Origin of the sequence: Caldanaerobacter subterraneus subsp. tengcongensis MB4 (genome assembly GCF_000007085.1) — a bacterium.
Lineage (GTDB): Bacteria > Bacillota > Thermoanaerobacteria > Thermoanaerobacterales > Thermoanaerobacteraceae > Thermoanaerobacter > Thermoanaerobacter subterraneus.
In genome coordinates this window covers 2,016,047-2,040,657 of record NC_003869.1, presented here as the reverse complement: position 1 = coordinate 2,040,657, position 24,611 = coordinate 2,016,047, and the positions used below count along the sequence as shown (strand labels likewise).

At 36.9% G+C, this 24,611-nt stretch carries 29 protein-coding genes; 27 read left to right on the top strand and 2 right to left on the bottom strand.

What is annotated here, in order from left to right:
- The first annotated feature begins 40 nt into the window (after positions 1-40).
- The 5 genes from TTE_RS10140 to TTE_RS10115 all read left to right on the top strand — a co-directional run bounded on the left by TTE_RS10140 (position 41) and on the right by TTE_RS10115 (position 3,170).
- Positions 41-274, top strand: a complete 234-nt coding sequence (locus tag TTE_RS10140; RefSeq protein WP_011026227.1) for a helix-turn-helix transcriptional regulator — start codon at positions 41-43, stop codon at positions 272-274.
- Positions 275-302: 28 nt separating this feature from the next.
- Positions 303-590 (top strand): excisionase, encoded by a 288-nt coding sequence (locus TTE_RS10135; protein WP_011026226.1) that lies wholly within the window; start codon positions 303-305, stop codon positions 588-590.
- A 101-nt stretch (positions 591-691) separates the two neighbouring features.
- Positions 692-1,207, top strand: coding sequence for a hypothetical protein (locus TTE_RS10130; protein WP_011026225.1), 516 nt, complete (start codon positions 692-694; stop codon positions 1,205-1,207).
- Positions 1,208-1,491: 284 nt separating this feature from the next.
- Complete coding sequence (locus TTE_RS10125) at positions 1,492-1,785, top strand: hypothetical protein (RefSeq protein WP_011026224.1); 294 nt, start codon at positions 1,492-1,494, stop codon at positions 1,783-1,785.
- Positions 1,786-2,756: 971 nt separating this feature from the next.
- Complete coding sequence (locus TTE_RS10115) at positions 2,757-3,170, top strand: hypothetical protein (RefSeq protein WP_011026222.1); 414 nt, start codon at positions 2,757-2,759, stop codon at positions 3,168-3,170.
- 29 nt (positions 3,171-3,199) lie between these two features.
- Here TTE_RS10115 and TTE_RS10110 read toward each other — a convergent pair whose 3' ends face one another.
- Positions 3,200-3,778: a hypothetical protein gene (locus tag TTE_RS10110; RefSeq protein WP_011026221.1), complete on the bottom strand. Its 579-nt coding sequence runs from the start codon at positions 3,776-3,778 to the stop codon at positions 3,200-3,202.
- Positions 3,779-3,848: 70 nt separating this feature from the next.
- Here TTE_RS10110 and TTE_RS13350 point away from each other — a divergent pair, with 70 nt between their 5' ends.
- The 18 genes from TTE_RS13350 (at position 3,849) to TTE_RS10025 (ending at position 18,862) form a co-directional block, all read left to right on the top strand.
- Positions 3,849-4,403: a metal-dependent hydrolase gene (locus tag TTE_RS13350; RefSeq protein ID WP_011026220.1), complete on the top strand. Its 555-nt coding sequence runs from the start codon at positions 3,849-3,851 to the stop codon at positions 4,401-4,403.
- A 304-nt stretch (positions 4,404-4,707) separates the two neighbouring features.
- Positions 4,708-6,978 carry a hypothetical protein gene (locus tag TTE_RS13345; protein ID WP_011026219.1) on the top strand — a complete coding sequence of 757 codons (2,271 nt, stop codon included), beginning with the start codon at positions 4,708-4,710 and terminating at the stop codon, positions 6,976-6,978.
- A 52-nt stretch (positions 6,979-7,030) separates the two neighbouring features.
- A complete protein-coding gene (locus TTE_RS10090) occupies positions 7,031-7,249 on the top strand; it encodes a hypothetical protein (protein ID WP_011026218.1) in 219 nt (72 codons plus the stop codon).
- Positions 7,250-7,327: 78 nt separating this feature from the next.
- Complete coding sequence (locus tag TTE_RS10085; protein ID WP_011026217.1) at positions 7,328-7,867, top strand: transcription termination/antitermination protein NusG; 540 nt, start codon at positions 7,328-7,330, stop codon at positions 7,865-7,867.
- A 19-nt stretch (positions 7,868-7,886) separates the two neighbouring features.
- The gene (locus TTE_RS10080; RefSeq protein WP_011026216.1) at positions 7,887-10,058 is read left to right on the top strand and encodes an SF1B family DNA helicase RecD2; all 2,172 of its coding nucleotides are present in this window, start codon (positions 7,887-7,889) and stop codon (positions 10,056-10,058) included.
- Positions 10,042-11,517 carry a single-stranded-DNA-specific exonuclease RecJ gene (locus TTE_RS10075; protein WP_011026215.1) on the top strand — a complete coding sequence of 492 codons (1,476 nt, stop codon included), beginning with the start codon at positions 10,042-10,044 and terminating at the stop codon, positions 11,515-11,517. The genes TTE_RS10080 and TTE_RS10075 overlap by 17 nt, the downstream gene beginning before the upstream one ends.
- 97 nt (positions 11,518-11,614) lie before the next feature.
- Entirely contained in the window at positions 11,615-12,091 is a 477-nt protein-coding gene (locus tag TTE_RS10070; RefSeq protein WP_041587205.1) for a hypothetical protein, read from the top strand.
- Positions 12,092-12,135: 44 nt separating this feature from the next.
- On the top strand, positions 12,136-12,249 hold the full coding sequence (locus TTE_RS14100) for an RDD family protein (protein ID WP_193328909.1): 114 nt from the start codon (positions 12,136-12,138) through the stop codon (positions 12,247-12,249).
- The gene (locus TTE_RS13580) at positions 12,213-12,551 is read left to right on the top strand and encodes an RDD family protein (protein WP_081427426.1); all 339 of its coding nucleotides are present in this window, start codon (positions 12,213-12,215) and stop codon (positions 12,549-12,551) included. Before TTE_RS14100 ends, TTE_RS13580 begins: the two co-directional genes overlap by 37 nt.
- Before the next feature lie 81 nt (positions 12,552-12,632).
- Positions 12,633-13,085, top strand: a complete 453-nt coding sequence (locus tag TTE_RS10060) for a Holliday junction resolvase RecU (RefSeq protein ID WP_011026213.1) — start codon at positions 12,633-12,635, stop codon at positions 13,083-13,085.
- Positions 13,086-13,137: 52 nt separating this feature from the next.
- Positions 13,138-13,935 (top strand): sigma-70 family RNA polymerase sigma factor, encoded by a 798-nt coding sequence (locus TTE_RS10055; protein WP_011026212.1) that lies wholly within the window; start codon positions 13,138-13,140, stop codon positions 13,933-13,935.
- 151 nt (positions 13,936-14,086) lie between these two features.
- Positions 14,087-14,254: a hypothetical protein gene (locus TTE_RS13955; protein WP_011026211.1), complete on the top strand. Its 168-nt coding sequence runs from the start codon at positions 14,087-14,089 to the stop codon at positions 14,252-14,254.
- 65 nt (positions 14,255-14,319) lie between these two features.
- Positions 14,320-14,622: a hypothetical protein gene (locus TTE_RS10050; RefSeq protein ID WP_011026210.1), complete on the top strand. Its 303-nt coding sequence runs from the start codon at positions 14,320-14,322 to the stop codon at positions 14,620-14,622.
- Between the two features lie 27 nt (positions 14,623-14,649).
- Positions 14,650-14,988 carry a pilin gene (locus tag TTE_RS10045; protein WP_011026209.1) on the top strand — a complete coding sequence of 113 codons (339 nt, stop codon included), beginning with the start codon at positions 14,650-14,652 and terminating at the stop codon, positions 14,986-14,988.
- A 160-nt stretch (positions 14,989-15,148) separates the two neighbouring features.
- Entirely contained in the window at positions 15,149-15,466 is a 318-nt protein-coding gene (locus TTE_RS10040) for a PrgI family protein (RefSeq protein ID WP_011026208.1), read from the top strand.
- A complete protein-coding gene (locus tag TTE_RS10035; RefSeq protein ID WP_050724081.1) occupies positions 15,450-16,049 on the top strand; it encodes a hypothetical protein in 600 nt (199 codons plus the stop codon). The genes TTE_RS10040 and TTE_RS10035 overlap by 17 nt, the downstream gene beginning before the upstream one ends.
- Positions 16,030-17,952 (top strand): VirB4 family type IV secretion system protein, encoded by a 1,923-nt coding sequence (locus TTE_RS10030; RefSeq protein ID WP_011026206.1) that lies wholly within the window; start codon positions 16,030-16,032, stop codon positions 17,950-17,952. The genes TTE_RS10035 and TTE_RS10030 overlap by 20 nt, the downstream gene beginning before the upstream one ends.
- Positions 17,909-18,862 (top strand): hypothetical protein, encoded by a 954-nt coding sequence (locus TTE_RS10025; RefSeq protein WP_011026205.1) that lies wholly within the window; start codon positions 17,909-17,911, stop codon positions 18,860-18,862. The genes TTE_RS10030 and TTE_RS10025 overlap by 44 nt, the downstream gene beginning before the upstream one ends.
- A 14-nt stretch (positions 18,863-18,876) precedes the next feature.
- Here TTE_RS10025 and TTE_RS10020 read toward each other — a convergent pair whose 3' ends face one another.
- Positions 18,877-20,574: an IS1634 family transposase gene (locus tag TTE_RS10020; RefSeq protein ID WP_011026204.1), complete on the bottom strand. Its 1,698-nt coding sequence runs from the start codon at positions 20,572-20,574 to the stop codon at positions 18,877-18,879.
- Positions 20,575-20,818: 244 nt separating this feature from the next.
- Between TTE_RS10020 and TTE_RS10015 the strand changes: the two genes are divergently transcribed.
- The 4 genes from TTE_RS10015 to TTE_RS10000 are packed head-to-tail and all read left to right on the top strand — an operon-like array spanning position 20,819 to position 24,512.
- The gene (locus tag TTE_RS10015; RefSeq protein ID WP_011026203.1) at positions 20,819-21,889 is read left to right on the top strand and encodes a sunset domain-containing protein; all 1,071 of its coding nucleotides are present in this window, start codon (positions 20,819-20,821) and stop codon (positions 21,887-21,889) included.
- Positions 21,890-21,931: 42 nt separating this feature from the next.
- Positions 21,932-23,638: a peptidoglycan DD-metalloendopeptidase family protein gene (locus tag TTE_RS10010; protein ID WP_050724080.1), complete on the top strand. Its 1,707-nt coding sequence runs from the start codon at positions 21,932-21,934 to the stop codon at positions 23,636-23,638.
- 56 nt (positions 23,639-23,694) lie between these two features.
- Positions 23,695-24,294, top strand: coding sequence for a hypothetical protein (locus TTE_RS10005; protein WP_157858522.1), 600 nt, complete (start codon positions 23,695-23,697; stop codon positions 24,292-24,294).
- 11 nt (positions 24,295-24,305) lie between these two features.
- Entirely contained in the window at positions 24,306-24,512 is a 207-nt protein-coding gene (locus TTE_RS10000; protein ID WP_011026200.1) for a hypothetical protein, read from the top strand.
- The last annotated feature ends 99 nt before the right edge of the window (positions 24,513-24,611 follow it).

Sequence of the window (24,611 nt, the reverse complement as noted above, 5' to 3'; positions counted from 1 at the left end):
GATGTAGTAGAGATATATTCAACCAAAGAGGTGAACATACATGGGGGTTGAAAAATTAAAAATTCTCAGAAAAGCGAGGGGTTTAACCCAAGAGCAAATGGCAAAAGCTCTTGGATATAAGGATAGAAGTGGATATTGGTATTTAGAGAATGGGCGTGTATCAATCACTATTGATAAAGCAATGGAAATAAGCAAAATATTAGGTGTAAATGTAAATGAAATTTTTTTTGAAAATAATATTGAGCAAAACTCAACTAAAAAAGTCAATAATTAAAAATAGTAATACCAAGGGGGTATTTCATGTGCCTTCAGAAAAATTAAAAGAAAAGAATGTTAAAGAAAATATACTTGAGCAACTTAAAGAGATTATTAGAGATGCAATCAGAGAAGCAACTTATGAATATAAACTTACCCTCACAATCGAAGAAGCAGCTAGATACACTGGAATTGGCAGAGATAAAATACTGGAACTGGCACATAACAATGAATCAGGCTTCCCTGCTTTTAGAGTTGGAACAAAATTTCTAATCAACAGAGAACTTCTCAAAGAATGGCTCAAAAAAGTTGCAGAAGAAAGAAAAGTTTTATAACAAACCTTTTGAAAAAGGGCATATACCCTTATATAGGATACGTGTGTCCAAAAATCCGTACCCAAAAAGTCAACCAAGCATAACAAAGGGGAAGGTATAGAATGTGTGATAAAAATAAAATTTATCACATGTATATAATAGAAAAGAAAACTATCATAGAAATAGCAAAAGAAGAAAATGTTAGTAAACAAATGATCTCAAAAATTTTAAAAGAATTTCCTGAATACGAAATAGAAAAAGAAAGGCGCAAAGCGGAAAATGACTTAAAACGTAAAGAAAAAAAACGTGAATATATCAAACACAAAAGAGAACTAGAAAGAAAAGAGCAAGAAGAGGAAGAAAGGCTCTGGTGGGGCATGATAGAGCAGCAAAGGATACATGCTCAGATGATTTCAAAAAAACGAAGAATATCTACTGCACAATTAGTAGAGCTTTCACTGAGTCAATATATAGAAGTAGACGAAAAACTTAAATACATTGACCCTTCACATAAGCCAGCAGACTTGCCTAGAACTTACAATGTACATAACATTATTCTTCCTCAATTTAGAGATTATGCAAATGAAATAGAATCCGAAAAATGGAATTCTAAAGTAGAAGAAGAAGCACTGAAATAAACAGTGCAGTTTTTTTTATCGAGCAGCAGCATGGTGGGAACAGCCAGATACTGCGTGTCAGATAAGAGGCGTTACCTAGGGGCTGTCTAGGGTGAACCCAGCCGGCAGGCACGCAGTTGCGCAGCAAAGCAGGTTCAAATCCTGCCTGCCCGTGTAAAGAATTAAGCTCACCTACCGTAGGTAGAAGGAGCAGAGGGGCGGTGACTTCGCCTCTCTAGGCATTGATAGGCGTTAGGGCGCCTTTTATTTTTTTTTAAAATAAATTGAAATTGGAGTGAGTAAATATGAATAACGGGAAGAAGATGAGTGGGGTATTTTTTGTAGTGACGTTTGCTATTTATTGGCTTAACACTATTTCAATTTTATCTTTGGCAAATGTAAAAAATGAACTAATAAATTATCACATATATATTGCACCAGAAAATAATTTGCAAAGCTATATAGGATGGTCAGCGTTTCTTCTTTTTACAAATATTTTATTAACAGCCTATGCAATAAGCAAAGAAAGCGAAAATGTGTTAACTAAAATTTTTTGGTATATATTACCTACTATTGTCATACTAAGTATTGCTATTTGAACAATTTAAAAACTTTTAATATAACGCCGAAAATAGATGCCAAATTAATTATAACAATAGATAACCAAAAAACAACTTTATGTATGGAAATTTCTTTATTGGTTAAGTATGTAAAGGTTATGCAGATATTAATAAACCAGGATATGATTAGTAAAATAACGGAAAATATATAATTTATACTCTGAGGTAGATTAGTTAGAAAGGTACTGTTATATTTTTCAGTTGTGAAAAAATAGAAGCTTTGCGGTAGATATATTTGGTTATAATGTTTAAGTAATATAATAAATAAAACAAACCATATAAAAGATACAAAAAAAATCACTAAATCCAACTATCTGCTTTAAGAAGAATTTTTTAGTAGTATTTAACAGTACCACCATTATAACCACTAAAGACGATATTGCTATTAAATTAAAAATATAAAAATATGCTTTTAGTAAAGAAAAATATACTGCGTAAATAATAGCAATCATTATTATAATAAAAGCAATGGGATTGTTAGATAGGTCTACAAAAAACGAATCTATTGCTTTTAAAACTTCTTCAGCTATACTTGTGAATATATTATTTTTAGATAATTTGCTAGTTTGTGTAATATTGTGAACGACATTAGTTGATGTGTGTTTTTTACTTTTTTGAGATAAAAAACTTATGATTGTAATTAGCGAAGAAATTATCGATAATAAATTGCCTAAAAGAGTAACAATATACATTGTATATTCACCTGCACTTGAATAAGATTTTCTAACATAATAATCGTTAATTTTTAATATTTATTTTAGTTAACATAGACGCTACTACTAACCTGGTCCCTGCAATTCTATTTTTTCAATAATTTCACTTAGGTAGAGATAACTTATCTACAGTATTACCTGCCTGCATCAAAGCAGACACTGATAGGCGTTAGGACGCTTTTTATTTTTCTTAGCAAACCTGTTGTAAAGTCTAAGAATAAAAAGGATGTGAGCATAATGACAAATAATATTTCTATAACAACAGCAAGCATATTTAACAATCTGATACATGCCATAACATATTTTTCAATTCTTTTTGCTGAGTTTATTATAATAGCAGGGAGTTTTGTTATAGTTATAATTATTATCTTAGGTCTTCCGTCCATAACAGACAAAGAAAAAGAACTTGAAAATTTATCTGAAAAAGAAAAAGAAGTTGTAATTGAAAAAGTTAAGACTAGATGGGCTTTTTCAGTTTTTTTTGGAGCAATACTATCTAATGCCTTATTCTTATACACAAAAAACCTATTATGCTGCACGCTGACTAGCATAGCAATAAGCGCCTTGACTTTTTTGTGCTGGTTATACATGAACTTTAAGGATTATAAAAAAATACATTTTTTATTAAGTAGAGTTTTTATTAAGGAATAATTGTAAATAAAAATATTTTGTTACTCATGTTAAGGCAAGAAAAAAGATTTTATAAAGTAAGGTATATACCCTACCAAAAACATAACAACAGAAATAGGTATAAAAACCCATGTAAAAAGAAAAGACATTTTAAATGTAATTATGTTGAAAAATTCTTTTATCAAGTCAACATAATTATTGTTTAATAACAAAATATATCCAAAACCAATCCAAGCACAACTGTATGCAAAAGTAAGCTTATCTACTGCAATTGTGATATATGAATCTTTTATAAGGTCATCCCAACATTCTTTGTATGTATTATAATGGTTAAATCTGTTAACATAATAAAATAGGGCTTTTAAAGATACTACCAAAACATAAAAAAGCAGAAAAACAGTTTCAATATTACCATATGTAAAAAACGCTAATGTAAGAAATTTTATGAACAATACTATCGTTTTTTTGTACTCCTTAAATTGATTTAAAAATAGAAAAAATATATTAGGATAAAAATACTTAAAAGTAAATGATATTATCAGAATTGTGAAAAACCTATATGTTGTTTTGTAAGAATTTCTTGAAATATTTTTGAATAAGGAAAAAATGGCAGATAATAACGTATCCATAATTCACTCTCCTTTACAAAAAAGTTACAAAATATTTCTCTATAAATACTATCGGATGGAGTTGATTAAAATGTTAGGGCGCACACACATGGCAGTAGCACTTGCAGCAACAGCTCTCCTCACAAAAGATCCTTCACAGCTGCCGATTAATTTAGCTGTTGCTGCTGCAAGCTCACTTTTACCTGACATAGATACACCGGGTAGCATGTTGAGACACAAGTTAAACAAATATACAGGAGCATTAACTTTCCCTGCACTGATAGCTGCAGGGTATTTTTTATTTAAATACAAATACTTTTTACTGCTAAGTCTAATATTGTACTTAACCTATATAGGGCTTGCTTTTATAGGCCCTCACAGAGGTTTTACACACTCTCTTGCAGGCTTTTTATTTTTTACATTTATTTTATTTATGTCAGATAGGACTATTCTACCGCCTGCACTAATAGGTTATACTACACACCTTGCAACAGATCTGTTCACTCCATCAGGTATTCCTGTGCTTTATCCCTATAACAAAAGTTTTAAAATACCTCTGGTACGTACAGGTTCAATACTAGACATTTTAATTGGACTTGCGTTCGGCCTTATGTTTATAGCTGTACTTTTTCAAAAGTTCATATAAGACTTTTCAGGGGCGTAACAAAACGTCCCTTTTTTATTGAGGGAGGGCGCACTGCACGGGCTGTTCGTCCCCCTTGGGCCTGTGTATTCGTCCTCCTGCGGATTAAGGCATTCCCCCTTTAAAAATTTTCTCCTCTCCTGTTTTTTTATTTTTGCAGCCGGCTGGCTGCCTTTTTTTGTTTTTCAGGGGCCTTCCTTGCGCACTACATAACTCTCCCCTCCGAGCAGGGCAGCTTTTCGGCTGCCCTGCCCTATTTTTTAGAAGCTGCCTCTGTAAAAAATAAGCCAAAAAGGAGTGAAATTTTATGTCAGACAGAGAGGTTATTAACCCTGAAGTTCTGAAAATGGCAAAGATAAACCTTGAGGGGAATATTATACCCCAGCAGTGGTACAGGCATATAACATATCCATCCGGGAAACCCAACCCGATTGCTGTCACTTTGTTAGCGGAAATTGTGTACTGGTACAGACCGGTAATCGAAAGAGATCCCATCACGGGTGAAGTAATTGGATACAGAAAAAAGTTTAAAGGTGACAAACTTCAAAGGTCATACCAGAGTTTTGCAGACCAGTTTGGATTTTCTAAAAGACAGGTTCAGGATGCAATGAAGCGCCTTGTTGAATTAGGACTCATCAGAATAGAGTTCAGAAACATAAAAACTGAGACGGGATTAACTTTAACAAACGTGATGTATGTGGAACCAGTAACTGAAGAAATAGAAAGAATCACATATGATGGAATTAACAAAATTTATGAAAAAGAAGCTGATGAGGAGACAGAAGAAAGTGAACACCATGAAGAGATAACTGCCAATGATATTGACACCAATTCCTGCAGCGCCTCCCACGATAAAATGAAAGAGATACCACACTCTAACGTAATACCTATCACTTTTGAACGTAGGACCTCCCACGATAAAACGGAGGAGGTATCACGTTCTAACGTAATACCTCCCTCGGCCCACCGTGGGACATATACGGAGAATACTACACAGACTACAACGGAGAATACTACGGAAAAGCAAAAAAAACACCTGCAAGGAACAACTGCAGGAATAACTCTCTCTAGAGAAAGAAAATCTTCTAGAGAGAGTATATACCTACTTAGCAAGAAAGTAAATACTAAATTAGCAAAATTAATAAAAGCCAGTAAGCTTATGCATTATTACTGCCTAGTAAATAAAATCACTATAAAACCAAGTAAATACAAAATACTAAGATATAGGGATGATAACGTTTACTCTAGAATAAAAAATAATAAAAATCTTAGTTTAGAGACGTACACTAACTCTAAAGATCTACACTCTGTACCAGGGCAGTATCCTAACACCGAAAGAAATACTGCTACCTGCAGCAGTAATAAAAACATTTCTCCTGGTAGAGATAGTATCTCTCATGTAAGAGATTACACTAACAGGAAAGATACAAAACCAGTTAGTGACAGTTATGAAGAAGGCAGTATATACGCACTTACTAGAATTAATACCGGGGTTAATAATTTAAATTTAGGCACTGGTGAAAAAATTTTAGAATCCGACCACGACAGCCAAAATAAAGAACTAAGCTGCAGTGAAGATATTAGCCTTTCTGAAAACAAAGACGCAGCTCTATGCAAAGTTACTTCCGTTTTTGCTGAAAAAGGCATAACTACAGCACAGCAGGCAGAAGAAGAGTCTGACAGCTGGGAGAAAGTTAGCAGCGATGAAGGAATCAGGTACAGCTACGGAGACTGGGATGATTACAGCATTGAGGAGTTTGACGACGGCATAATACACACTTCACCGAAAGCTCCGCAGGAAATCTTTAATGCCGGTACGGCTTTTGTTATCTGCAGCAATGAGGCTGAAGTCAGCAGCAGTGCAGAAACAGCTGTTTTTGAAGAAGGCAGAGATTCAGCGGTTGAAAGTGAAGCCTTTCACAGCAGCGAAAGAGTTATTACAAAGCTGCTGGCAGCAAACTGCCCTGCAGTAACAGGACGACAGGTTTCAGAGGCAGTTAAGTCTAAGGCAGTAAAGCATAACAGCAGAGTTCAGCCTCCGGTCTGCCTGTTAAACCGGCAGCAAAGAAATTCACAGCTGGCTTTTAACACTGGCACATCCAAAAAGGCCTCTGCAGAAAACTCAGCAGGAGCTTGTTTTGAAATAATAGAACAGCAGATTCCGGAGATAGAATTTCGCAAAGACGAAACAGTAAAGCCCGAAAGCAGGGTTTTGTACGTGGTTTACCTGATAAACCTGCAGCAAAGCACATTAACACCTGAAGCAAGTGCTGAACATGCTTTCTACGGAGCTGACAGCAGCAGTGAACATGCAGTCAGTTGCAGTACAGAAAACACTGCTGGTTGCAGGAAAAAGACAGTTTTCTGTCTGGGGAAAAAGTTTAAAGCAGGCAGCAGGAGACTCAATACAAAACCTGCAGCAGGAACCTGCTTTGAAGTGATAAACCGACAGACTCCAGAATTGGTCAGAACCAGAACAGCTGTGCGTGGATGTCAACTGCTGAACCGATATCAAAGCATATTAATTCCTTCAGCAGCGAGTGATAAACACGTTTTTCCCAGAGATGGGCCTTTTTGAAACGAAATTCACATGGCCTGTCAAATTTAAGTGAGAAGGGAGTGCTTTTAAAATGCGGGAAGTTCACAAAATAGCCCTTTCAAGAACTCCAAAGGAGTGGGAGAGGCTTGCAAAAAGCACATCGGACTTAGACAGAGCATTTTACTACAACGCCTTAAAAAGGCTTGCAGAAGCTCTGCAGAAGGGAAATAAGAGTGAAATAGAGACGTGGACTTTCAATGCAGAGGAGTTGAAGAAACACCTCGAAGCAAAGGGACTGTTCAAAATTTGAGTGCATCAAAAAGCTGTTACACTCAAATATTGACAAAACTAACTAATAGGTGTATAATTAAGCTGAGGGGTGATAAAGATGAGTGAAGTACAAGAGTTAACAAAAACGAAAGAAAAACCATTATGGTATGTGGTTTTCACATACCATAATGCCGAAAAAAGAGTCGAAGAACATATAAACAGCCTGGCGAAGACAGAAAAATACGACGGGCTGATTATAAAAGCAGAGGTGCCAGTACAAAAGAGAACAGTATCCAGGAGAGGAAAAATAAAGGAGATTGAAGAGAAGATTTTTCCAGGATACGTTTTTGTAAAAGCTGTCATGACTCCAGAGGTCATGGCAGCAATTAGAAGAATAAACGGTGTTGCACACTTTGTAGGAGGCGGGAATGAGCCTGTTCCCATAACACCGGAAGAGGTAAAAAGAGCAAGAATACAGGACGACTTAAGTGAAGAATTCAAAGCCGGTGATACTGTCATGATAACAGATGGTCCATTTGAGAACTTCATTGGAAAAATTATCAAAATTGAGGGCAGAAAGATAAACATTGCTCTCAGTTTATTTGATAGAGAGATGGGGATAGATTTTTCACCTGAACAGATCATGAAAATACAATAACTGCAAGGAAGTGGTTAACATGATAGAAAACCTGCAGGAAATCAAAAACTGCACAATTGAAAAAATTATTTTCACATCAAACGACGGTTATACAGTTGCAGCTGTCCGAACAGAAGACAATAACTTTGTTGCAACCTTTCAGGGCAGTTACAAACAGGGACAGAAGCTGGATTTGATAGGAGAATGGTACGTCCATTCGAAATACGGCAGACAGTTCAGAGTTGTATTCGCAGAAATATCAAAAGACGCAGATGAGGACGATATAGAAATTTTTCTCCAAAGCATAAAAGGCATAGGCCCGGTAAGGGCAAGGAAAATAGTCGCAGCATTTAAAAAACATACCATACAGGTTATTGAAAAAAACCCCGAAAAGCTCAGAGAAATTGGGATACCACAGAAGGTAGTTGATTCAGTAAATGCTGAAATTACGCAGAACAAAGAGTTCAACGAAATAAAGCTTGAGCTTCTGCTTTTAGGATTTTCGCTGAACATGATAAAAAAGCTTTATGACCGCTACGGCAGTAATACACTCCTGCAGGTAAAAGCGAATCCCTACAAAATTGCAGAAGAAGTTGACGGAATAGGCTTTATTAAAGCCGATGAAATAGCCAGAAAATTTGGCATAGAGCAGGATAATGCCTACAGGATTCAGTCAGGCTTAAAATATACGCTGTACCTTGCCGAAACAGAAGGACACTTATACCTGCCGATTACAACACTGTGCAAAGCAGCATCGGAGAAGATTTTAAAAGTAGGGTACACAAAAGTTTTAGATCAGGCTCTGTATTTAACAGCTGCACAGGAGCTTTATGACGATGAAGGGAAAGTGTACCTGCCTAAAAATTTTTACAACGAAAAGTACATTGCTGAGAAAATTGCTAAGATGCTCAATGAAAAGCCCTGGAGAATAAACAACATTGATGAGCTTATCAAAGAAGCAGAGGCTGCAAAAAACATCAGATACAGTCCAAAACAGAAAGAAGCCATAAAAAAGGCGGTTGAAAACAACATATCCATCATAACTGGAGGGCCGGGCACAGGAAAAACGACGATTGTCAGCGCTCTTCTATATATTTTCCAAAAACAAGATAAGCTTGTGGCTTTAGCATCTCCAACAGGCAAAGCAGCAAAAAGGCTTGAAGAAGTAACAATCTACCCGGCAAAAACGATCCACAGACTGCTGGAGGCAAGGTTTGATAAAGAATTTAGGAGTGTAAGATTTTTTAGAAACGAAAATAATCCTCTTGATGAGGATGTTGTTATTATTGATGAATTCTCAATGGTTGACAATGAACTTGCTGCAAGTTTATTTAAAGCCTTGAGGAAAGATACAAAGCTTGTCATAATAGGAGACATGGATCAGCTTCCATCAGTAGGCGCAGGAAACGTCTTAAGAGACTTAATTGAGTCGGGTATAATACCTGTAACAAAACTTGACGTTATTTTCAGGCAGGGAGAAACGTCAGGGATAATCCTCAACTCGAAACTCATAAGAGAAGGGAAAATGGTGCGATTTAATAACAAAGATTTTATCTTTCATGAACTTGTAAAGCCTGAGCAGGTTGTAGATGAGTTTATAAAAGAACTTGAAAAAGGCAAAACACTTGATGATGTGCAGATTTTAACACCAATGAAAAAGACAGACATAGGGACGCTGGAGTTGAACAGGCTGATACAGGAACGAATAAATCCACCACATCCCCAGAAAGAGGAAATAGCATACGGCAGCAAAATATTCAGAGTTGGAGATAAAGTCATGCAGACTCAAAACAACTACGAAAAAGAAATCTTCAATGGCGACACGGGCTATGTAAAAAGAGCTTACAGAGACGAAGAAGGTCTAAGGCATGTTGTGATAGATTTTGATGGGCGAATAGTCGATCTGGTAGAGGAAGAGTTAAAAGAAATAATTCCTGCCTATGCAATCACAATCCATAAGTCGCAGGGCAGTGAGTACGATACTGTAATCGTGGTACTTGCAATGAACCACTACATCATGCTTAAAAGAAACCTTCTGTACACTGCTGTCACAAGAGCTAAAAACGTTGTTAAAATCTTTGGAGACATGCAGGCTATAAAAATAGCTATAAACACAATTGACAGCTCAAAGAGGTATACGGCTCTAAAGGAGAGATTGAAAAACGTGAAGGAGTATGCTGAAAGGGGAATTTTATATGCTCTGGAGATATAATCCAAATACAAAAATTGAACTGCGGAGGAAGTATCCTGTAACTCCCAGCGACTTCCCCCTTTCTGACATTGTAAAAACTATTTTTGAAAGCAAAAGCATTGCCATTTTTGGAGATTATGACGTTGATGGAATTTCATCTTCACTTATACTCAAAAATGCTTTAGATGTTCTGGGAATCCAGAACAAAATATTTTTACCGGAAAGAGAAGAGGGATACGGAATAAAACCTGAACACGTACAACAAATAAAAGCTGAAGGTTTTGATGCGGTTATTACTGTTGACAACGGTATAACAGCTTTTGAAGCAGCAAAAGCAGCCAGAGAAGCAGGGATTAAGCTGATTATAACAGATCACCACGAACCTCTAGCACATCTTCCTGATGCATATAAAATTTTTAATCCCAAGCTTTATAAAGACAAATATCAGGACTATGCAGGAGCAGGAGTGGCTTATCTAATTGCAAGGGAACTTTTGAGACAGAGAAATTTTTCAGTAACTCCTGCTATGATACAGCTTGCAGGTCTTGCTACTGTTGCCGATGTTGTACCTCTTGATGGCAACAACTGGTACATTGCAAGAAAAGGCCTTGAACTTATGAGGAAACAGCCCATAAAAGGCATAAAAGAAATATTAAGGACTGCAGGAAGAAATCACGAAAATCTTACAGGCTTTGATATAGGATGGATAATAGCTCCTCGAATTAATGCCACAGGGCGCTTAAAAAGCCCTAAAATGGGTTTGGAGCTTCTTCTTTACGGTACAAATGCTGAAGAAGTTGAACAATTGAACAGAAAGCGTTTAGAGCTTGTAAACCAGTATTTAAGTCGTATTGAAGACAGCGAAAACAAATTTTTAATATATGCCTTTAAAAACTGCCCCAGAGGTATAACAGGACTTATCGCAGGGCGTGCTGCTGAGAAATTTCAGAAGCCTGTAATGGTGAGCAGTATAGACAGCAGTGGTAAAGCAGTATCTTCAGCAAGAACTTACGGAGATTTTGATTTAATGGAGGCTTTTAAGTACGTATCTGAACATGTAGATATAACTTTTGGAGGACATAAATCAGCAGCAGGTGTTTCATACAGCATTAGAGATTTAAAAAGGATCCAAAACTTATTGAACAAATACACGGAAGAAAATCCGCCTAAAGAAGAGATAAGAGACCTGGATGGTGTTTTAACGAAAGTACCAGATTTAGAAGAGGTTATGGCTTTTGACAGCTTTGAGCCCTTTGGTTACAAAAATCCAGAGCCTGCTTTTTTACTGGAAGGCACAGTTACCGATGTGAGAGCAGATCAGGACTGGCAGCTGGTGATTGTAAACGGAGAATTTGGATTCTTTCTGGATAATACTTATAGAAAGGGCGATAAAATAAAATTCATTGTAAGTCCGTATATAAAAAACGGTTATGTTAAGCTTTGGGTGCTGGATGAGAAGCCTACAATTATAGATGAATAAAAACGAGAAAATCATCTTTGCTTTTACATTTATCAGAAACTATCAGTTACTGTCGTTGATGAAGAAAGGAGTATTTAATATAAAAGGAGCGTTCAATATGTATATTTTTAGAAAACTCATAAAAGATGAAAGAGGAGTAGCAGAAGCAGCAATGGCAATGGCAACTCTTATAATAGTACTTCTTATAATAATGCTATACAGTTCATATATGGACAATAAAATGTTTGGAAATGATAGATATTACACGATAAAAAGATATATAATTTCTTTGGAAGACAATTTAGCTCTTTCAGATTCAACGTTTGTATTAGGAATAGGTAACATAGATCAAAATATGTACTACTTTGTCAGAGTAATTAAGTCTGAAAATCCATTAACAACCGTTGTTTATAAACTTGATGCTTCAGAATGGGACTTGATTGAAAAAGACAATCTTGATAGACCTTATTTATACCAAAAAATAGAGAAACATTACGATCTGCTTGCCGGAGGAATAGTAGAAAAACCAATAGAACAGTATATTGTGGTTCCTAAAGGAACAATCAAAAAGACTTTTAACAGCGATTTAAATTAGCAAGAAGAAAATATTTTTAAAAAATTTAAGAAGGGGAGATTTTTATGGAATATGCAGGATTCTGGAGAAGAGCAGCTGCTTTTCTACTTGATAATGTGGTGTTGTTTCTTCTAGGTATAGTATTAGGCGCTACTGCATATCTTTTTTTGACGGTGTAGATGAAAATATTTTAGATATCTTTTTAAGTATTCTTGGTATAGTTATATCATGGCTTTACTTTACAATTTTGGAATCATCTGAACTCCAGGCAACAATAGGGAAAAGAATTATGAAGACAAAAGTTGTAGATATGAATGGTAACAGAATTTCTTTTGGTAAAGCAAATATAAGGTACTGGAGTAAATTAATATCTGCTGTTGTATTATTGATTGGCTACATTATGATTGCTTTCACACCCAAAAAACAAGGTCTTCATGACATGATTGCCGGCACTCTAGTTATAAAAGACACACAAATTTGAGAGAAGAATAAAAAAGGTATAATATAGTTTTTAATTTGTTTGTAGTAAAACAAGACAAAAATACAAAAGGAGCGTGAGCATGTGCAGAAGGGCGGGGCACTGGAAGAACTTGTAGAAAATCTTGCAGTACAGTTAAGATTGTCTGGGCAGGGAATTCTCTTAAAGCAGAACGTTCTTTGGGTCAATCATGGAGGCAGAGTCTTCCCCAAGAAAGGTGCTCCCGTAGATTTTTTAGGGGTCATAAAAGGCATCCCTATTGCAATAGAATGCAAAGAAACAGCTTCAGACAGGATACAATTTACAGAATCTCACTTCTCTGAAAAAGAGAAAGCTTTTCTTTCGGACTTTGAAAAAGCCGGCGGAAGGGCTTTTTTAATTTTTGCTTTTTGGAAGCATAACTCTATTTATATTATTCCATACAGAAAGTTTATTCAGTACGATAAAAAAACTATAACTAATGAAACAGCTAGAAAACTGGGAAAGAAGGTTGGTATGGGAACTATGGAATTTGTCAAAATAGTTGTAGGGCAATAGATAGGAACAGGCGTTAAGCCTGTTTTTTTTATTTCAAGCGGGGTGATGATATGTGAACAGCGTACTAACCAAAGAAAAAACCGATGAATTTGAACTTTTTGAACGGCTCAGAAATGGAGACAAAAAGGCCAGAGATGAAATAGTTGAAAAAAACATAGGACTTGTTGTAAGTATTGCTGCTAATTTTTCAAAGGCTTATGGAGTAGAGCTGGATGATTTAATACAGGAAGGATTTATAGGCCTGCTTGCAGCGATAGAAGGTTTCGACCATACAAAGGGTTATAGATTTTCTACTTATGCAGTTTTTTACATAAAGCAGAAAATCCAGCGCTATATATGGGGACGTTCCAGAACAATACATTTGCCTGTAAAAACCTATCAAAAGCTTAATCAGGTGTTGTCGGCTCAGCTAAAGCTTGAGCAGGTTAAAGGAGAAGCTTTTCCGGAAGAAATTGCTGAAGAAACAGGGATAAAAACAGAAGAAGTCGTAAATCTATTAAGCTTAAAAAATCCTACAGTAAGTTTAAATCAGCAGCTGTATGAAAATGATAATACGGAACTGATAGATGTTATTCTGGATGAGCAAAGCGAAAATGAAATTGATAGAAATTATTCGTTAGAAGAGTTAAGAAAAATCTTAAAGGAATGTTTGGAGGTCCTACCTGAAAAAGAGCGCAGCGTTCTGGAAATGCGTTACGGCTTAAACGGAACACCTATGACACTAAAACAAATAGCAGAAATTCTCAACATTTCCAAACAGCGTGCAGGACAGATCGAAAAAAGAGCTCTGCAGAGGTTGAGAAATAGCAGAAAAATTAGAAATGCCTTACTGGATTTTTTATATAACTAAAATTCAAAAAGGGAGATGATAGATATGTATCAGTTTGCAGCAGGACTTGGAACAGGCCTTTTCATCGGTCTAATGTTCGGGATAGGTTTTATGTGGTATCTTAACTATTACAGTAATCTCAAAGAAAAATAAAATTAAATGGAGGATTTTTATGGAAAAAGCTGCGCTTTATATTGCTGTTCTGTTAACATTTTTCGCTGTTCGTTTTGGAACTGATGTATTTTATTCCCCGTATATTCCCCACAAATTGATTCTTATTTCACTTTATATTTGGATAATAGTTGTCGGATGGCTTTTTTATTTTATGATAAGGAAATAAGCTTAAAAAATATTTTTGAAACAGGCCAAAAGCCTGCATTTTTATTTTTAAGGAGGTGATGGAAAATGCCACAACCCCCCATTCAACCTGCAAACATTCGTCCGGTAACACCTCAGGAATTTGCTGTAAAAGTTGCACATGCGCTTTCTGTACTGACACAGGTAATCGGCAGTATTATTATGCCTCTTGCAGGATTTATATTTACAGTGTCAATCATAATGTTCATACTTGGTAGCATATTTCATGCATCCACTTTAAGACGTGCAGGTGCAGGAGGCATGATAGGCACTGCTGTGGGAGTGCTTTTGTATTATGCAATTCCAACAATATTTGGCGTGCTTCAGGTTGTAAGTCAGTCATTTAAATAATACTTTCAGGAAGGAGTGAGAATATCTATGCATAAAAAAATAAAAGCATTTTTTGCTTCTGTTACTGCTTTTATGTACTCTCTGATGGCTGCTGCATATGCAGGTTCTGGTAATAATATTACAGCTGTGGATACAAGCGGAATAAAAAACTTCATCTGGAACATTGTTAATGCACTTATGGATGTTGCAGTAGTTGTCGCAGTAGGGTTTATTGCATGGAACGGTTACAAGATAATGGCAAGCTCCACAAACCCTGCAAGGCGGTCTGAGGCCATGACAGGACTTCTCTGGTCTATTCTTGGAGCTATTGTTGCGCTTGGGGCAAAGTGGTTTGTAGGAGTTGCTTTAGGATTTAAACCGCAGTAATATAGTAACAAAAACGCAAAACCTGAAACAAATACAAGATAATAGCAAATTCCACCAAAAAACAAGGGCTGTTGCAGAAGCAGCCCTTATTTTTTTATAGAAAGGGAAGAAAAGAAAATAACAAATTAATTAAACTACATTTGATAGAGGAGTGATGCAAATGAGAATGTACCCGGTACCTTTAGACTTAATGAAGGAAGATAAAATTTTTGGCGGAAAGCTCTCATTAAGGCAGTTTATTATTCTCATAATAGGCATAGGTTTAGGAATAGCTGTATTTATAGAGATGTACAGATACTTCAATATAAGAATTGCAGCAATTCCGGGAGTTTTATTTGCACTTTTAGGCTTTTTTGGAGCAAACTTTGATAAAGACGGCATGACGCTTGATAAGTACATTTCTTACAGTATTCAATTTTACCTTCAGGAAAAAAAGTATGCATGGAAAGGAAGTGCAGAAATTGAAGAGAACCAGTGAATTTCTGGACATAGAAGACATAAAAGATGACCTTATCATTTTAAAAGGCCACAGGTACAGAGCAGTAATTACATCCGATCCGGTAAACTTTGCTCTGCTTACTCCTGCAGAGCAGAACGCTTTAGAAGACGCTTTTGGTTCAATGCTTCTTTCTATAACCTTTCCTATACAGATACTTTCTTTAACACAAAGAGTTAACTTAAAAGACTCAATCCAGGCCTTTAGAGCCAACAGGCACAGAATGCCTGAATCAATGCTGAGGTACGAATATGAGCTTGAAAGGTTTTTATCCTACTATGCAGAAAACACAATGATAAACCAGAATTATCTCATAATAACCTACGATGACAAAGAAAATAACTATGCAAAAGCGAGAGGGGAAATGTCAAGAAGAATACAGATAGTTATGGACGGCTTAATGAAGTGTGGTTTAAATCCAAGGCTTTTAAACACAAATGAGCTTATAGACTTAATACATGAAGTTTTAAATCCCGGAACAAAAATTACTGCTTCTACTCTTATTGAAAACGGCGCACTAAGCTTTATGAAAGAGGGTGTTGAGCTTGAAATTCAGCCTGTTTAAGAAAAGAGATACTGAAAAAGCTGATGAACAAGCTTTACAAAAAGATAATAATCTAAAAAAGAAAAAACAAAAAACTGAAAAGCAAAAAGAAAATAATTTCCATGATCCTTTCAATCATGTTTCAGATATAAAGCAGATAATAGCTTCAGACGGAATATATGTAGATAGAAACTACATGCAAATTAACGACAAATACGTTAGAATTTACTATTTTACGGACTATCCTGCATCGGTAAATATCGGCTGGCTTGAGGACTTAAAACTGTTTTCAAATGCAAACATTTCAATACATGTTTACCCCGAAACCAACGCAAATGCAGTGAAAAGGCTGACAACCAAAATAACCCAGCTTCAATCACAGCTCATGCTTGACGAAGAGGAAGGGAATATTGCAGAGCTGGGAATACTCCAGAGAGCATCAGAAAGCCTTGAGGCACTGCGTGAAAATATCCAGATGAATCGGGATAAGCTTTTTTATGTAACAATTGTCATAGCAGTATACGGAGACAGTCTGGCAGAGCTTGAGCACAATTCAAAAACTCTTGAAGAAGTTCTGGCAAGCAAATCCATAAAAGCACGTTCAGCAATATTCAGGCAGGAACAGGGCTTTAAAAGCCTTGTACCGACAGCCGAAAACTACCTAGCAGACTCATCAAGGAACTTCAATGTAGGAGCAGCTATTTCCCTATTTCCATTTGCATCACCGGAATATTCGCACAGGCAGGGTATACCTGTTGGGATAAATCTTTTTACAGGATCTCCAGTTATATTTGATCCATTTATAGGGCCTCCTGTACTGCCCAATGCAAACATAGCCGTATTCGCACAGGCAGGTGCAGGCAAATCCTTTATGATGAAACTGCTGGCTTTAAGAAGCGCTCTTTTAGGAGTCAGAACGGTTTTTATAGATCCGGAGGGAGAGTATAAACCTGTTGTAGACAGAGTTGGGGGTGTTCATATAAAACTTGAACCTAACTGCAAGCACATTATAAATCCTTTTGATATAGAAGTAGATGTTGACGATGAAGGCATAGAATTTATAGATCTTCTGCAGAAGGCAAACGAAATAAAAGGGCTTGTAAGCATGATAATAGAGAAAATCAGCAAAACCCCGCTTACTGCCTATGAGCTTTCACTAATAGAAGAAACAATACTTGAAGAGTACAGAGCACGTGGAATAACAAGGAATCCAGAGAGCCTGTACGAACAGAGCACTCAAGAAATAGATGGGAAATACTATATAGGTACACGTCAAAAGCAGATGCCGACTCTTTCATCCTTTACAAAGAGGCTCAGCGAAAAGCCGGGTGGTGAAAAACTTGCACAGATTCTAAAACCTTACCTAAAAGGCGGTACAATGGGGCTTTTTGACGGGCAGTCCAATGTTGACTTAAAGGATGCTTTATTAATCTCTTTTGACGTATCGGGAATTATGGATGAATTTTTAAAGACGTATGCATTGTATGTAGTAACCAACTGGGTATGGGAGAAATTTGTAAAAAAGAACATAAAGCAGAAAAAATTTGTCATAGTTGATGAAGCCTGGATGTTCATGAAGTATGAGCATACTGCAAATTTCCTTGAGAACCTTGCAAGGAGAGCAAGAAAAAGAAATACGTCTCTTACAATTGCCTCACAAAGCTTTATGGAGTTTGCAAACTCACAGCAGGGACGTGCTGTTTTAACAAACGCAGCAACAGTTTTTCTCTTAAGACAGTCTCCAACAGATATAGACGCAGTGCAGGAAGTATTTCACCTCTCAAAAGGAGAAAGAGAATTTCTTTTATCTTCGGGCATAGGTGAAGCTCTATTGAAGGCAGGAAGAAACAGTACTGTTATAAAGGTGGTGGCATCTGATTATGAAAAAGAATTTATATCAACGAATCCGAACGAACAAACCTAAAATATTCTGGATTCTGCTTTTTGCTTTTTTAATTATTCCTGCTTTTGCTTTTGCCAATACTTTTATTGAGCGCATACTGGCAGCACCTTTTAACGGTCTTGTGGGTGCAGCAAAAATGTTGGGCTTCAAAACTATAGATGAGCTGGTTTTTTACCTGCCAAACACCACAACAGCGCCTTTCACTCAGAACGAATGGGACATTGCCATGAAATGGTATCATGTAGTTGAAATTGCAACAGGCGGGCTTGCAGTAGTGTCAATGATCGTAGCAGGAATGAGGCTTATGGCAGCAGGAGCTAATCCTTCAAAGAGAGCCGATGCAATGCAGAAAATGGGCTTAACTGTTTTGGCATATGCTGTCATATGGTTTCTGCCTCTGCTCTCTCAGCTTGTCTTTATGGGTAATGCCTATCTGACAGAGCTTTTTAAGAACCTCCTATCAGCATACGGCGGAGGGAAATTTGCTCAAACCGGATGGGATTTTATTGAAAGCATACAGACAAACAGCATACTGACAACGGCACTTGTAAAAGCTGCTTTTGTAGGGCTTATGATATACTTTAACATCCTGTACACAATAAGAAAATTCGTATTAATTTCCATGTTTGTTGTTGTTCCCATAGCTGTGTGGGGCTGGGGCATATCAGGCTACAGCGGTGGTTTAAGTTTGGTTGTCAGTGAAATAGTTTCAAATGCCTTCATGCAGTCTTCTCACGCTTTGGTTTTGTCTCTTTACGCTGTTTTAGTTTCACCCGGCATATCTTCAGATTTTTCTACCTGGTGGGCACAGCTTTTTGGCTTAATTGCACTTATACCAACAGCAGCAGTTTTGAGACAGCTTTTTCTTGACTTTGTCAGTTTGAAACCCAAAAGGCTTGGGAATACAGGTATTGACAAAAAATGGGCCTGAAATTTGTCACTACATTACTTTCTCATGCTAATTAATTCCATGCCTTCCTCATATGTAATGAAATTTTTTGGTGCTTTTATTTTCATCACCTTCAATATGTCTTCAGCTTCCTCCTCTATCTTTTGTTTAATTAAATATTTCTTCCCATTTATCTCTATCTCCACAAAATTCATTGAACCTATCGCTTCTTTTATTCTATCACTGCTTAATTCTTTCCACTTAGCCCTCAAGCTGTATTCTAAAGTTCTTTCCAGTAAAAATGCTAAATAGCACACAACAAAATGCCCTCTTATCCTTTTTTCCGTCCAGTGAAATATTGGTCTTACCTTAAGACAACTTTTCATTACTCTGAAAGACTGCTCTATCTTCCATAAATCATGATATGCATTCAAAACTTCTGTCACACTCATTTCTTTCTTGCTGGTCTGAATTGCATAAAAACCGTCAAATTTCTCATCTCTCTTTATTGCTTCTTCATCCAGTACATATTCTTCTGATTCGGAAATGCGTCTTAAATATTTCCTTCCTCCTCTCTTTTCTGCTGCCCTTACATTGCCGGGCCTTTCTAAAAGTTCTTTCGCTTTTTCTACTAGCCTTTGCCTGTCTTCTTTATCTTTTTTGGCCCTCTTGCTTGAATAGGTTATTATTAGATTCTCAGGTATCTTGAATATTTCCCCTTCTCCCGTTTTGATAATATTCTCTCTTTCTATGACCTTGAATCTAAACTCTTCACCAAATATTTCTCTGTCAAATCTCCACTTTTTCTCCTCAAGAACTTGATACCCCTCTTCATCAAATACTCTATCTAAAATCTCTTTACTCATGTTTTTCAGTCTGCTTGCCACAATGTAGTCGTATCCCGCTTCTTTTATCAGCTTTAAATTAAGTTTACTGTTAAGACCTTTGTCCGCTACTATTATTACCTGGTCTATGCAAAATTTATCTTTCAGTTTCCTTAAAACCTCTATCATGGTCTTGCTGTCAACAGTGTCTCCAGGAAATAGTTCATATCCAACTGGTCTTCCTTCTTTATCTACAAGCATGCCCATTACCACTTGTACCTCATTTACCTTGTTATCCTTGCTAAATCCAAAATCCCTTAAATCATCTTGCTTAATACTTTCAAAGTAAAATGTTGTCACATCATAAAAAACAACATCAACTACCATGTTAAATAAATCTCTATTCTTGTGATAAAGGTATAGCTCTAAATCCTCTTTTATCTGGGCCAGAATATCTAATCCCCTGTACAGCTGATTTAAATCAATATCTTCTTCAAATCCAAAGTATCTGTTTTTGCGGTAGTACGTCTGAAGTTTGCTTACTGGCTGAATTAATCTTTGTACTGTCATCAAAAATGCTACTTTATCAATGTCAAACTTTATCCTGGAATTTTGAGAAATATACTGTTTGAGAAATCTATCTATTTCAAGCTCTTCCCAAAGTTTTCTATACACAATATATCCCCAGTTTTTAATAATCCCTTCTGAAACATCTTCTGGAAAAAGCTTGATGGAACCTGTTTCTTCACTGGAGCTTAAAAATATTTTTTGCAATTTATCTACAAGATTAATGAAAGAGGGATCATTTTTGAGTTCATCAATTCTACCGAGATTAAACAAGACTTTTTGCTTTATTTTACCATTTTCGCGATAATTATGGACAATTTTGGCATACTCATAGCCACCAGCTTTAGTTATTTTGAGAAACATACGGCATCACCTTTATGTTAGTTTATTACATTATACTACAAAAAGTGAATATAGTCAAGTATTATGGCAATAATTAGGAGTAAAATTGTCCCTACAGTTTTGAAAAATTTTTTAACCCTAAAAACAAAAAACCCTTGAAAATCAAGGGTCTGATATTTTTTACCAGCCTAAAAATGACCTCCAACTGACAAAGTCAAGGGCACAGCTTTTTGGCTTAATTGCACTTATACCAACAGCAGCAGTTTTGAGACAGCTTTTTATGGGCTTTTTGAGATGGCTTGGTGTCAATGAAGAGTTTTACGCCGGACTTGCTATGAGCGGACTGGCAGGCATGGCGTCCATTGTTTCCCTTGCAGGGAAAGGATTCGCAAGGAGAAGAAGTGCAGGTTTTCAAAGCACTGCAAGAGAAAGAAGAAGTGACAGCACAGGGACCGGTGGAAGTGGAGGAAGCAGCGGAGGTGGCAGCAGCCCGTTTGGAGGTCAGGAGGCAGAAGCTGAAAATTCCGCACTTTTCAGCTTAAGAAGAAGTTCAGAGAGCACTGTTCCTCCTCCTGCAGAAGGAGATGTGTCAAACACAGGTGTGTATCCTACATCTCAGACAACAGTACCGCAGTATTCTTCTTATAGAAAGAGTGCCCCAATCATTAGAAAACTGGCCCAAAGAGATGTTCCAGGTGAAAGGTATCAAAAAGTGCTTTCTGCTGCACAAAAGACAGGGGGTGTCTTTGGTGGAATTGGATATGCAGCAGGCTCAATAGTAGGAGGGGCTATGGGTCTTGCACTGGGCGGAAGTGCAGTCAGGGACTTTGGGACAATAGGAGGAGGAATAGCAGGAGCTTTAGGCAGAGCAGGTGGAAGCTTTTTGGGCACAGTAGGAGGACTGGGATATCAAACTGCAAGCTACAGATATGCAACGGATGATCCCAATAAGCTGTATGTTGATGAAAAAGGCAATGGACTAATAAAAGGAGTGAAACTTGAAGATGGAACTTTAAAGTACTACATGCCTGATGATGAAGGATATGACAGTATTGAACCTGTTCAAACCTTTAGAACAGAAGTTGAAGCACAGGAGCACGGATATACTCCGTACAGAAGGGCAGGCTTTGGAGACAGAATAAAAAACATAACAGGGAGTGAGCATAAAGCGGATGCGGTAGGGAAAATAGCCGGTACGGTTGTGCTTTCTCCTTTTGGAGCAAAAGCAGCAGAAGCAGGAGGAAAAGCCGGAGAAGTGACTGTAAAAGGTATAAGAAAAGGTTATGAATGGATTAAAAATGTGTCAAAAAACCCTGATGAATTCAGATGGAAGTAGCAGGGGAATATTTCCTCTGCTATTTTTGTTGGGGTGATTGTGTTGGGTGAGTATTTAAAGAATTATCTAAAAAGAGCTGCAAAAAGACGTATACTTCATTTTCTTGTAAGAAACCCTTATTTTTGGATGGTAGCAGGCTTTTTAATTCTTATTTCTTTCGGCGTAATTATCACTTTGGGGATTTTTGGTGCTGCATATGGAGATGATACTATTTCAGCCAATACCCAAACAGCCAAAAATATAGTATCTTCTTTAAATCCCCCTGTTATATCTTCTGATAAAATGGAAGAGCAGTTTTTTCTTCCATGGGCAGTACCTTATGCTCTTCAGCTTTATGCAAGGGACTGGGATGACACTCTTGATAAGGACATGGTAGCGAACATAACCAAAGACCTTAATCCTGTTTTTACGTACTTTGATTATGATGAAGTAACTCAGGTTTGGGAAAGTGTTAAGGATAAAGATGGGAACTGGCAGACAAAGTATTACGAAATAAGAACACCAAGAAAGTATATCTCTCAAGTGAATACCTATGCAGGAATATATGTAATACATTACAAAGAATTTACCAGTGAAAACTTTACAAAAGGAACAGATTACAGTAAACACACAATAACTCATTATATAGCAAAAACAGGAATAGATTTCTACCCCGACTGGACAAGGCTGGATGCTGCAATTACAAAATATGCTTATGTTAACACCACAACAAACAACTTCAATGTACAGGAATTTCCTGTTAAGGGCGGAAAGATAATAAAGCCTTTTGATGGGAACTATCCTGTAACATCACCTTTTGGCATGAGAGAGAATCCTGAAAATCCTGGCAGCAGGGAATTTCATCCGGGAATAGACTTTGGACTTCCTTCCGGAACACCTGTAAAAGCAGCAGCTGATGGTGTTGTCGTTCTTGCCGGAGAATACGGAGGATACGGAAAAGCAGTTATCATAAAGCATACAGACGGCCTGTCAACGGTTTATGGGCATCTTTCCGAAATAAAAGTGGGAGAAGGGAAAGAAGTGAAGCAGGGAGAAGTTATAGGCTTGTCTGGAAATACGGGACGCTCAACAGGTTCACACCTTCATTTTGAAATAAGGAAAGACAGCCAGCCTGTTGATCCACTACAGTACCTTTCCGGTACTCTGGTGCTGTCAGATGGAACAGTTTACTATGTTTCAGAAATTGACAGAAAAATGCTTTTAGAAACTGCAGCTTCGTTTATGGAAAACAAAGAAAGCATTGATTGGCTGCTTGATAGTTCAGACTACTCAATGGGGGAAGGGGTACCTCCATGGCAGAAATATGATGTAAAGCCGGGTGAAATACCAAACGAACTGATTCCTGTGTTTAAAACAGCCGGAGAAAAATACGGAATACCATGGACTGTACTTGCAGCAGTAGCTTACAGAGAATCAAGCTTTAATCCAAACGCTGTTGGACCTTATCTGCCTGACTACAATACATCTGCTGTTGGAATGATGCAGTTTTTACCCGAAACGTTCAGTGAGTATGGTGTTGACGGCAATGGTGACGGCATAATAAGCCCTTTTGATCCTTCCGATGCAGTTTACACCGCTGCACACTACTTAAGTGCAAATTACAACCTGTACAAGAAAAAAGGCTACAGTGATATAGACGCATTAAGAAAGGCTGTATGGCACTACAACCACGCATGGTGGTACGTGGATCAGGTAATGTCAATTGCTGAAAAGTACAAAGAAAGATATATTGACAATATTAATAAATAGGTGTATAATCTATGTAAGAAGTTAGAAAAAATTTTGCAAGAAAGCCGGTGTTTTGTATGAGGAGAACCAATTTGTTTGATAATTTGATGTTTATAGTAACCATTTTATCTTTTCCTTTTTTGTTCGTATATGTTGCAGGGAAAGAGCTTTTTAAAAAAGCTGCTTATGTTATAGCAGGTTTTTTCGGTGCTTTACTTGGTATACTCCTCTTAACTACAAGTTTCATAGCTTTGTTTGGAGACACAAAAGAAGCTTTAAAACTGATGACTGATTTTGTAGTAAACCTAAAAGGATTTATCCTTATTGAGCTGCCTCAGGACATACCGGTGTGGGCAAATAAGTTCATAAACTACCTGCACATGCATCCTTTTGCAAAGAGTTTGCTGATAATGTGGCTGATAGGCTTTTTAATTCAGACCTTTTTCAACCTGTTAGGCCGGTATGGACAGTCCTTTTACGTAAGAAAAGCAAGGGATATAAGTGCAAATCAGCAGCAGAACAATGTACCACCTCAGGAATACGATCCAACAGGAGGTTTTACAAAGGCTCATTTTGATGCATACTTTCCTGAAGGCTGGCAGGAAAGGCGCCAGAGCTTTTTCAATCAGGTAAGAGAAGCAAAAGAAGCCGTGCAAAAAAGAGTAAAAAAGAAGTAGAGGTGGTTAAAATGGATGACATAGAAGCTGCTTTTTTCTATAAACTGCTTGAAAGAATAAAACAGCTTGAACCCTCCGGTAAGAAGGAAAAGCTCCTGATAAAAGCTCTTGTTATATCCGAAATGGCAGGACTGGGGTACTCTAAAGAAATAGTAGATAAACTTGTAGAAAACAGAAAAGAAATGGAGAAAAGATTCACATACAACAGAGCTGTATAAAAACCACAAGCCTTTAAAAGCCCTACAATCAAAGTTATTTCCTCAAAGCATAATTTAATATGTTATTACACTCTAAAAAAGCTTTAAAAGCCTTTTAAA

Coding starts and splice junctions, on each gene's coding strand:
- TTE_RS10140 (WP_011026227.1), top strand. CDS start 41: ATGGGGGTTGAAAAATTAAAAATTCTCAGAAAAGCGAGGGGTTTAACC.
- TTE_RS10130 (WP_011026225.1), top strand. CDS start 692: ATGTGTGATAAAAATAAAATTTATCACATGTATATAATAGAAAAGAAA.
- TTE_RS10125 (WP_011026224.1), top strand. CDS start 1,492: ATGAATAACGGGAAGAAGATGAGTGGGGTATTTTTTGTAGTGACGTTT.
- TTE_RS10115 (WP_011026222.1), top strand. CDS start 2,757: ATGACAAATAATATTTCTATAACAACAGCAAGCATATTTAACAATCTG.
- TTE_RS10110 (WP_011026221.1), bottom strand. CDS start 3,778: ATGGATACGTTATTATCTGCCATTTTTTCCTTATTCAAAAATATTTCA.
- TTE_RS13350 (WP_011026220.1), top strand. CDS start 3,849: ATGTTAGGGCGCACACACATGGCAGTAGCACTTGCAGCAACAGCTCTC.
- TTE_RS13345 (WP_011026219.1), top strand. CDS start 4,708: ATGTCAGACAGAGAGGTTATTAACCCTGAAGTTCTGAAAATGGCAAAG.
- TTE_RS10090 (WP_011026218.1), top strand. CDS start 7,031: ATGCGGGAAGTTCACAAAATAGCCCTTTCAAGAACTCCAAAGGAGTGG.
- TTE_RS10085 (WP_011026217.1), top strand. CDS start 7,328: ATGAGTGAAGTACAAGAGTTAACAAAAACGAAAGAAAAACCATTATGG.
- TTE_RS10080 (WP_011026216.1), top strand. CDS start 7,887: ATGATAGAAAACCTGCAGGAAATCAAAAACTGCACAATTGAAAAAATT.
- TTE_RS10075 (WP_011026215.1), top strand. CDS start 10,042: ATGCTCTGGAGATATAATCCAAATACAAAAATTGAACTGCGGAGGAAG.
- TTE_RS10070 (WP_041587205.1), top strand. CDS start 11,615: ATGTATATTTTTAGAAAACTCATAAAAGATGAAAGAGGAGTAGCAGAA.
- TTE_RS14100 (WP_193328909.1), top strand. CDS start 12,136: ATGGAATATGCAGGATTCTGGAGAAGAGCAGCTGCTTTTCTACTTGAT.
- TTE_RS13955 (WP_011026211.1), top strand. CDS start 14,087: ATGGAAAAAGCTGCGCTTTATATTGCTGTTCTGTTAACATTTTTCGCT.
- TTE_RS10050 (WP_011026210.1), top strand. CDS start 14,320: ATGCCACAACCCCCCATTCAACCTGCAAACATTCGTCCGGTAACACCT.
- TTE_RS10045 (WP_011026209.1), top strand. CDS start 14,650: ATGCATAAAAAAATAAAAGCATTTTTTGCTTCTGTTACTGCTTTTATG.
- TTE_RS10040 (WP_011026208.1), top strand. CDS start 15,149: ATGAGAATGTACCCGGTACCTTTAGACTTAATGAAGGAAGATAAAATT.
- TTE_RS10025 (WP_011026205.1), top strand. CDS start 17,909: ATGAAAAAGAATTTATATCAACGAATCCGAACGAACAAACCTAAAATA.
- TTE_RS10020 (WP_011026204.1), bottom strand. CDS start 20,574: ATGTTTCTCAAAATAACTAAAGCTGGTGGCTATGAGTATGCCAAAATT.
- TTE_RS10005 (WP_157858522.1), top strand. CDS start 23,695: ATGAGGAGAACCAATTTGTTTGATAATTTGATGTTTATAGTAACCATT.
- TTE_RS10000 (WP_011026200.1), top strand. CDS start 24,306: ATGGATGACATAGAAGCTGCTTTTTTCTATAAACTGCTTGAAAGAATA.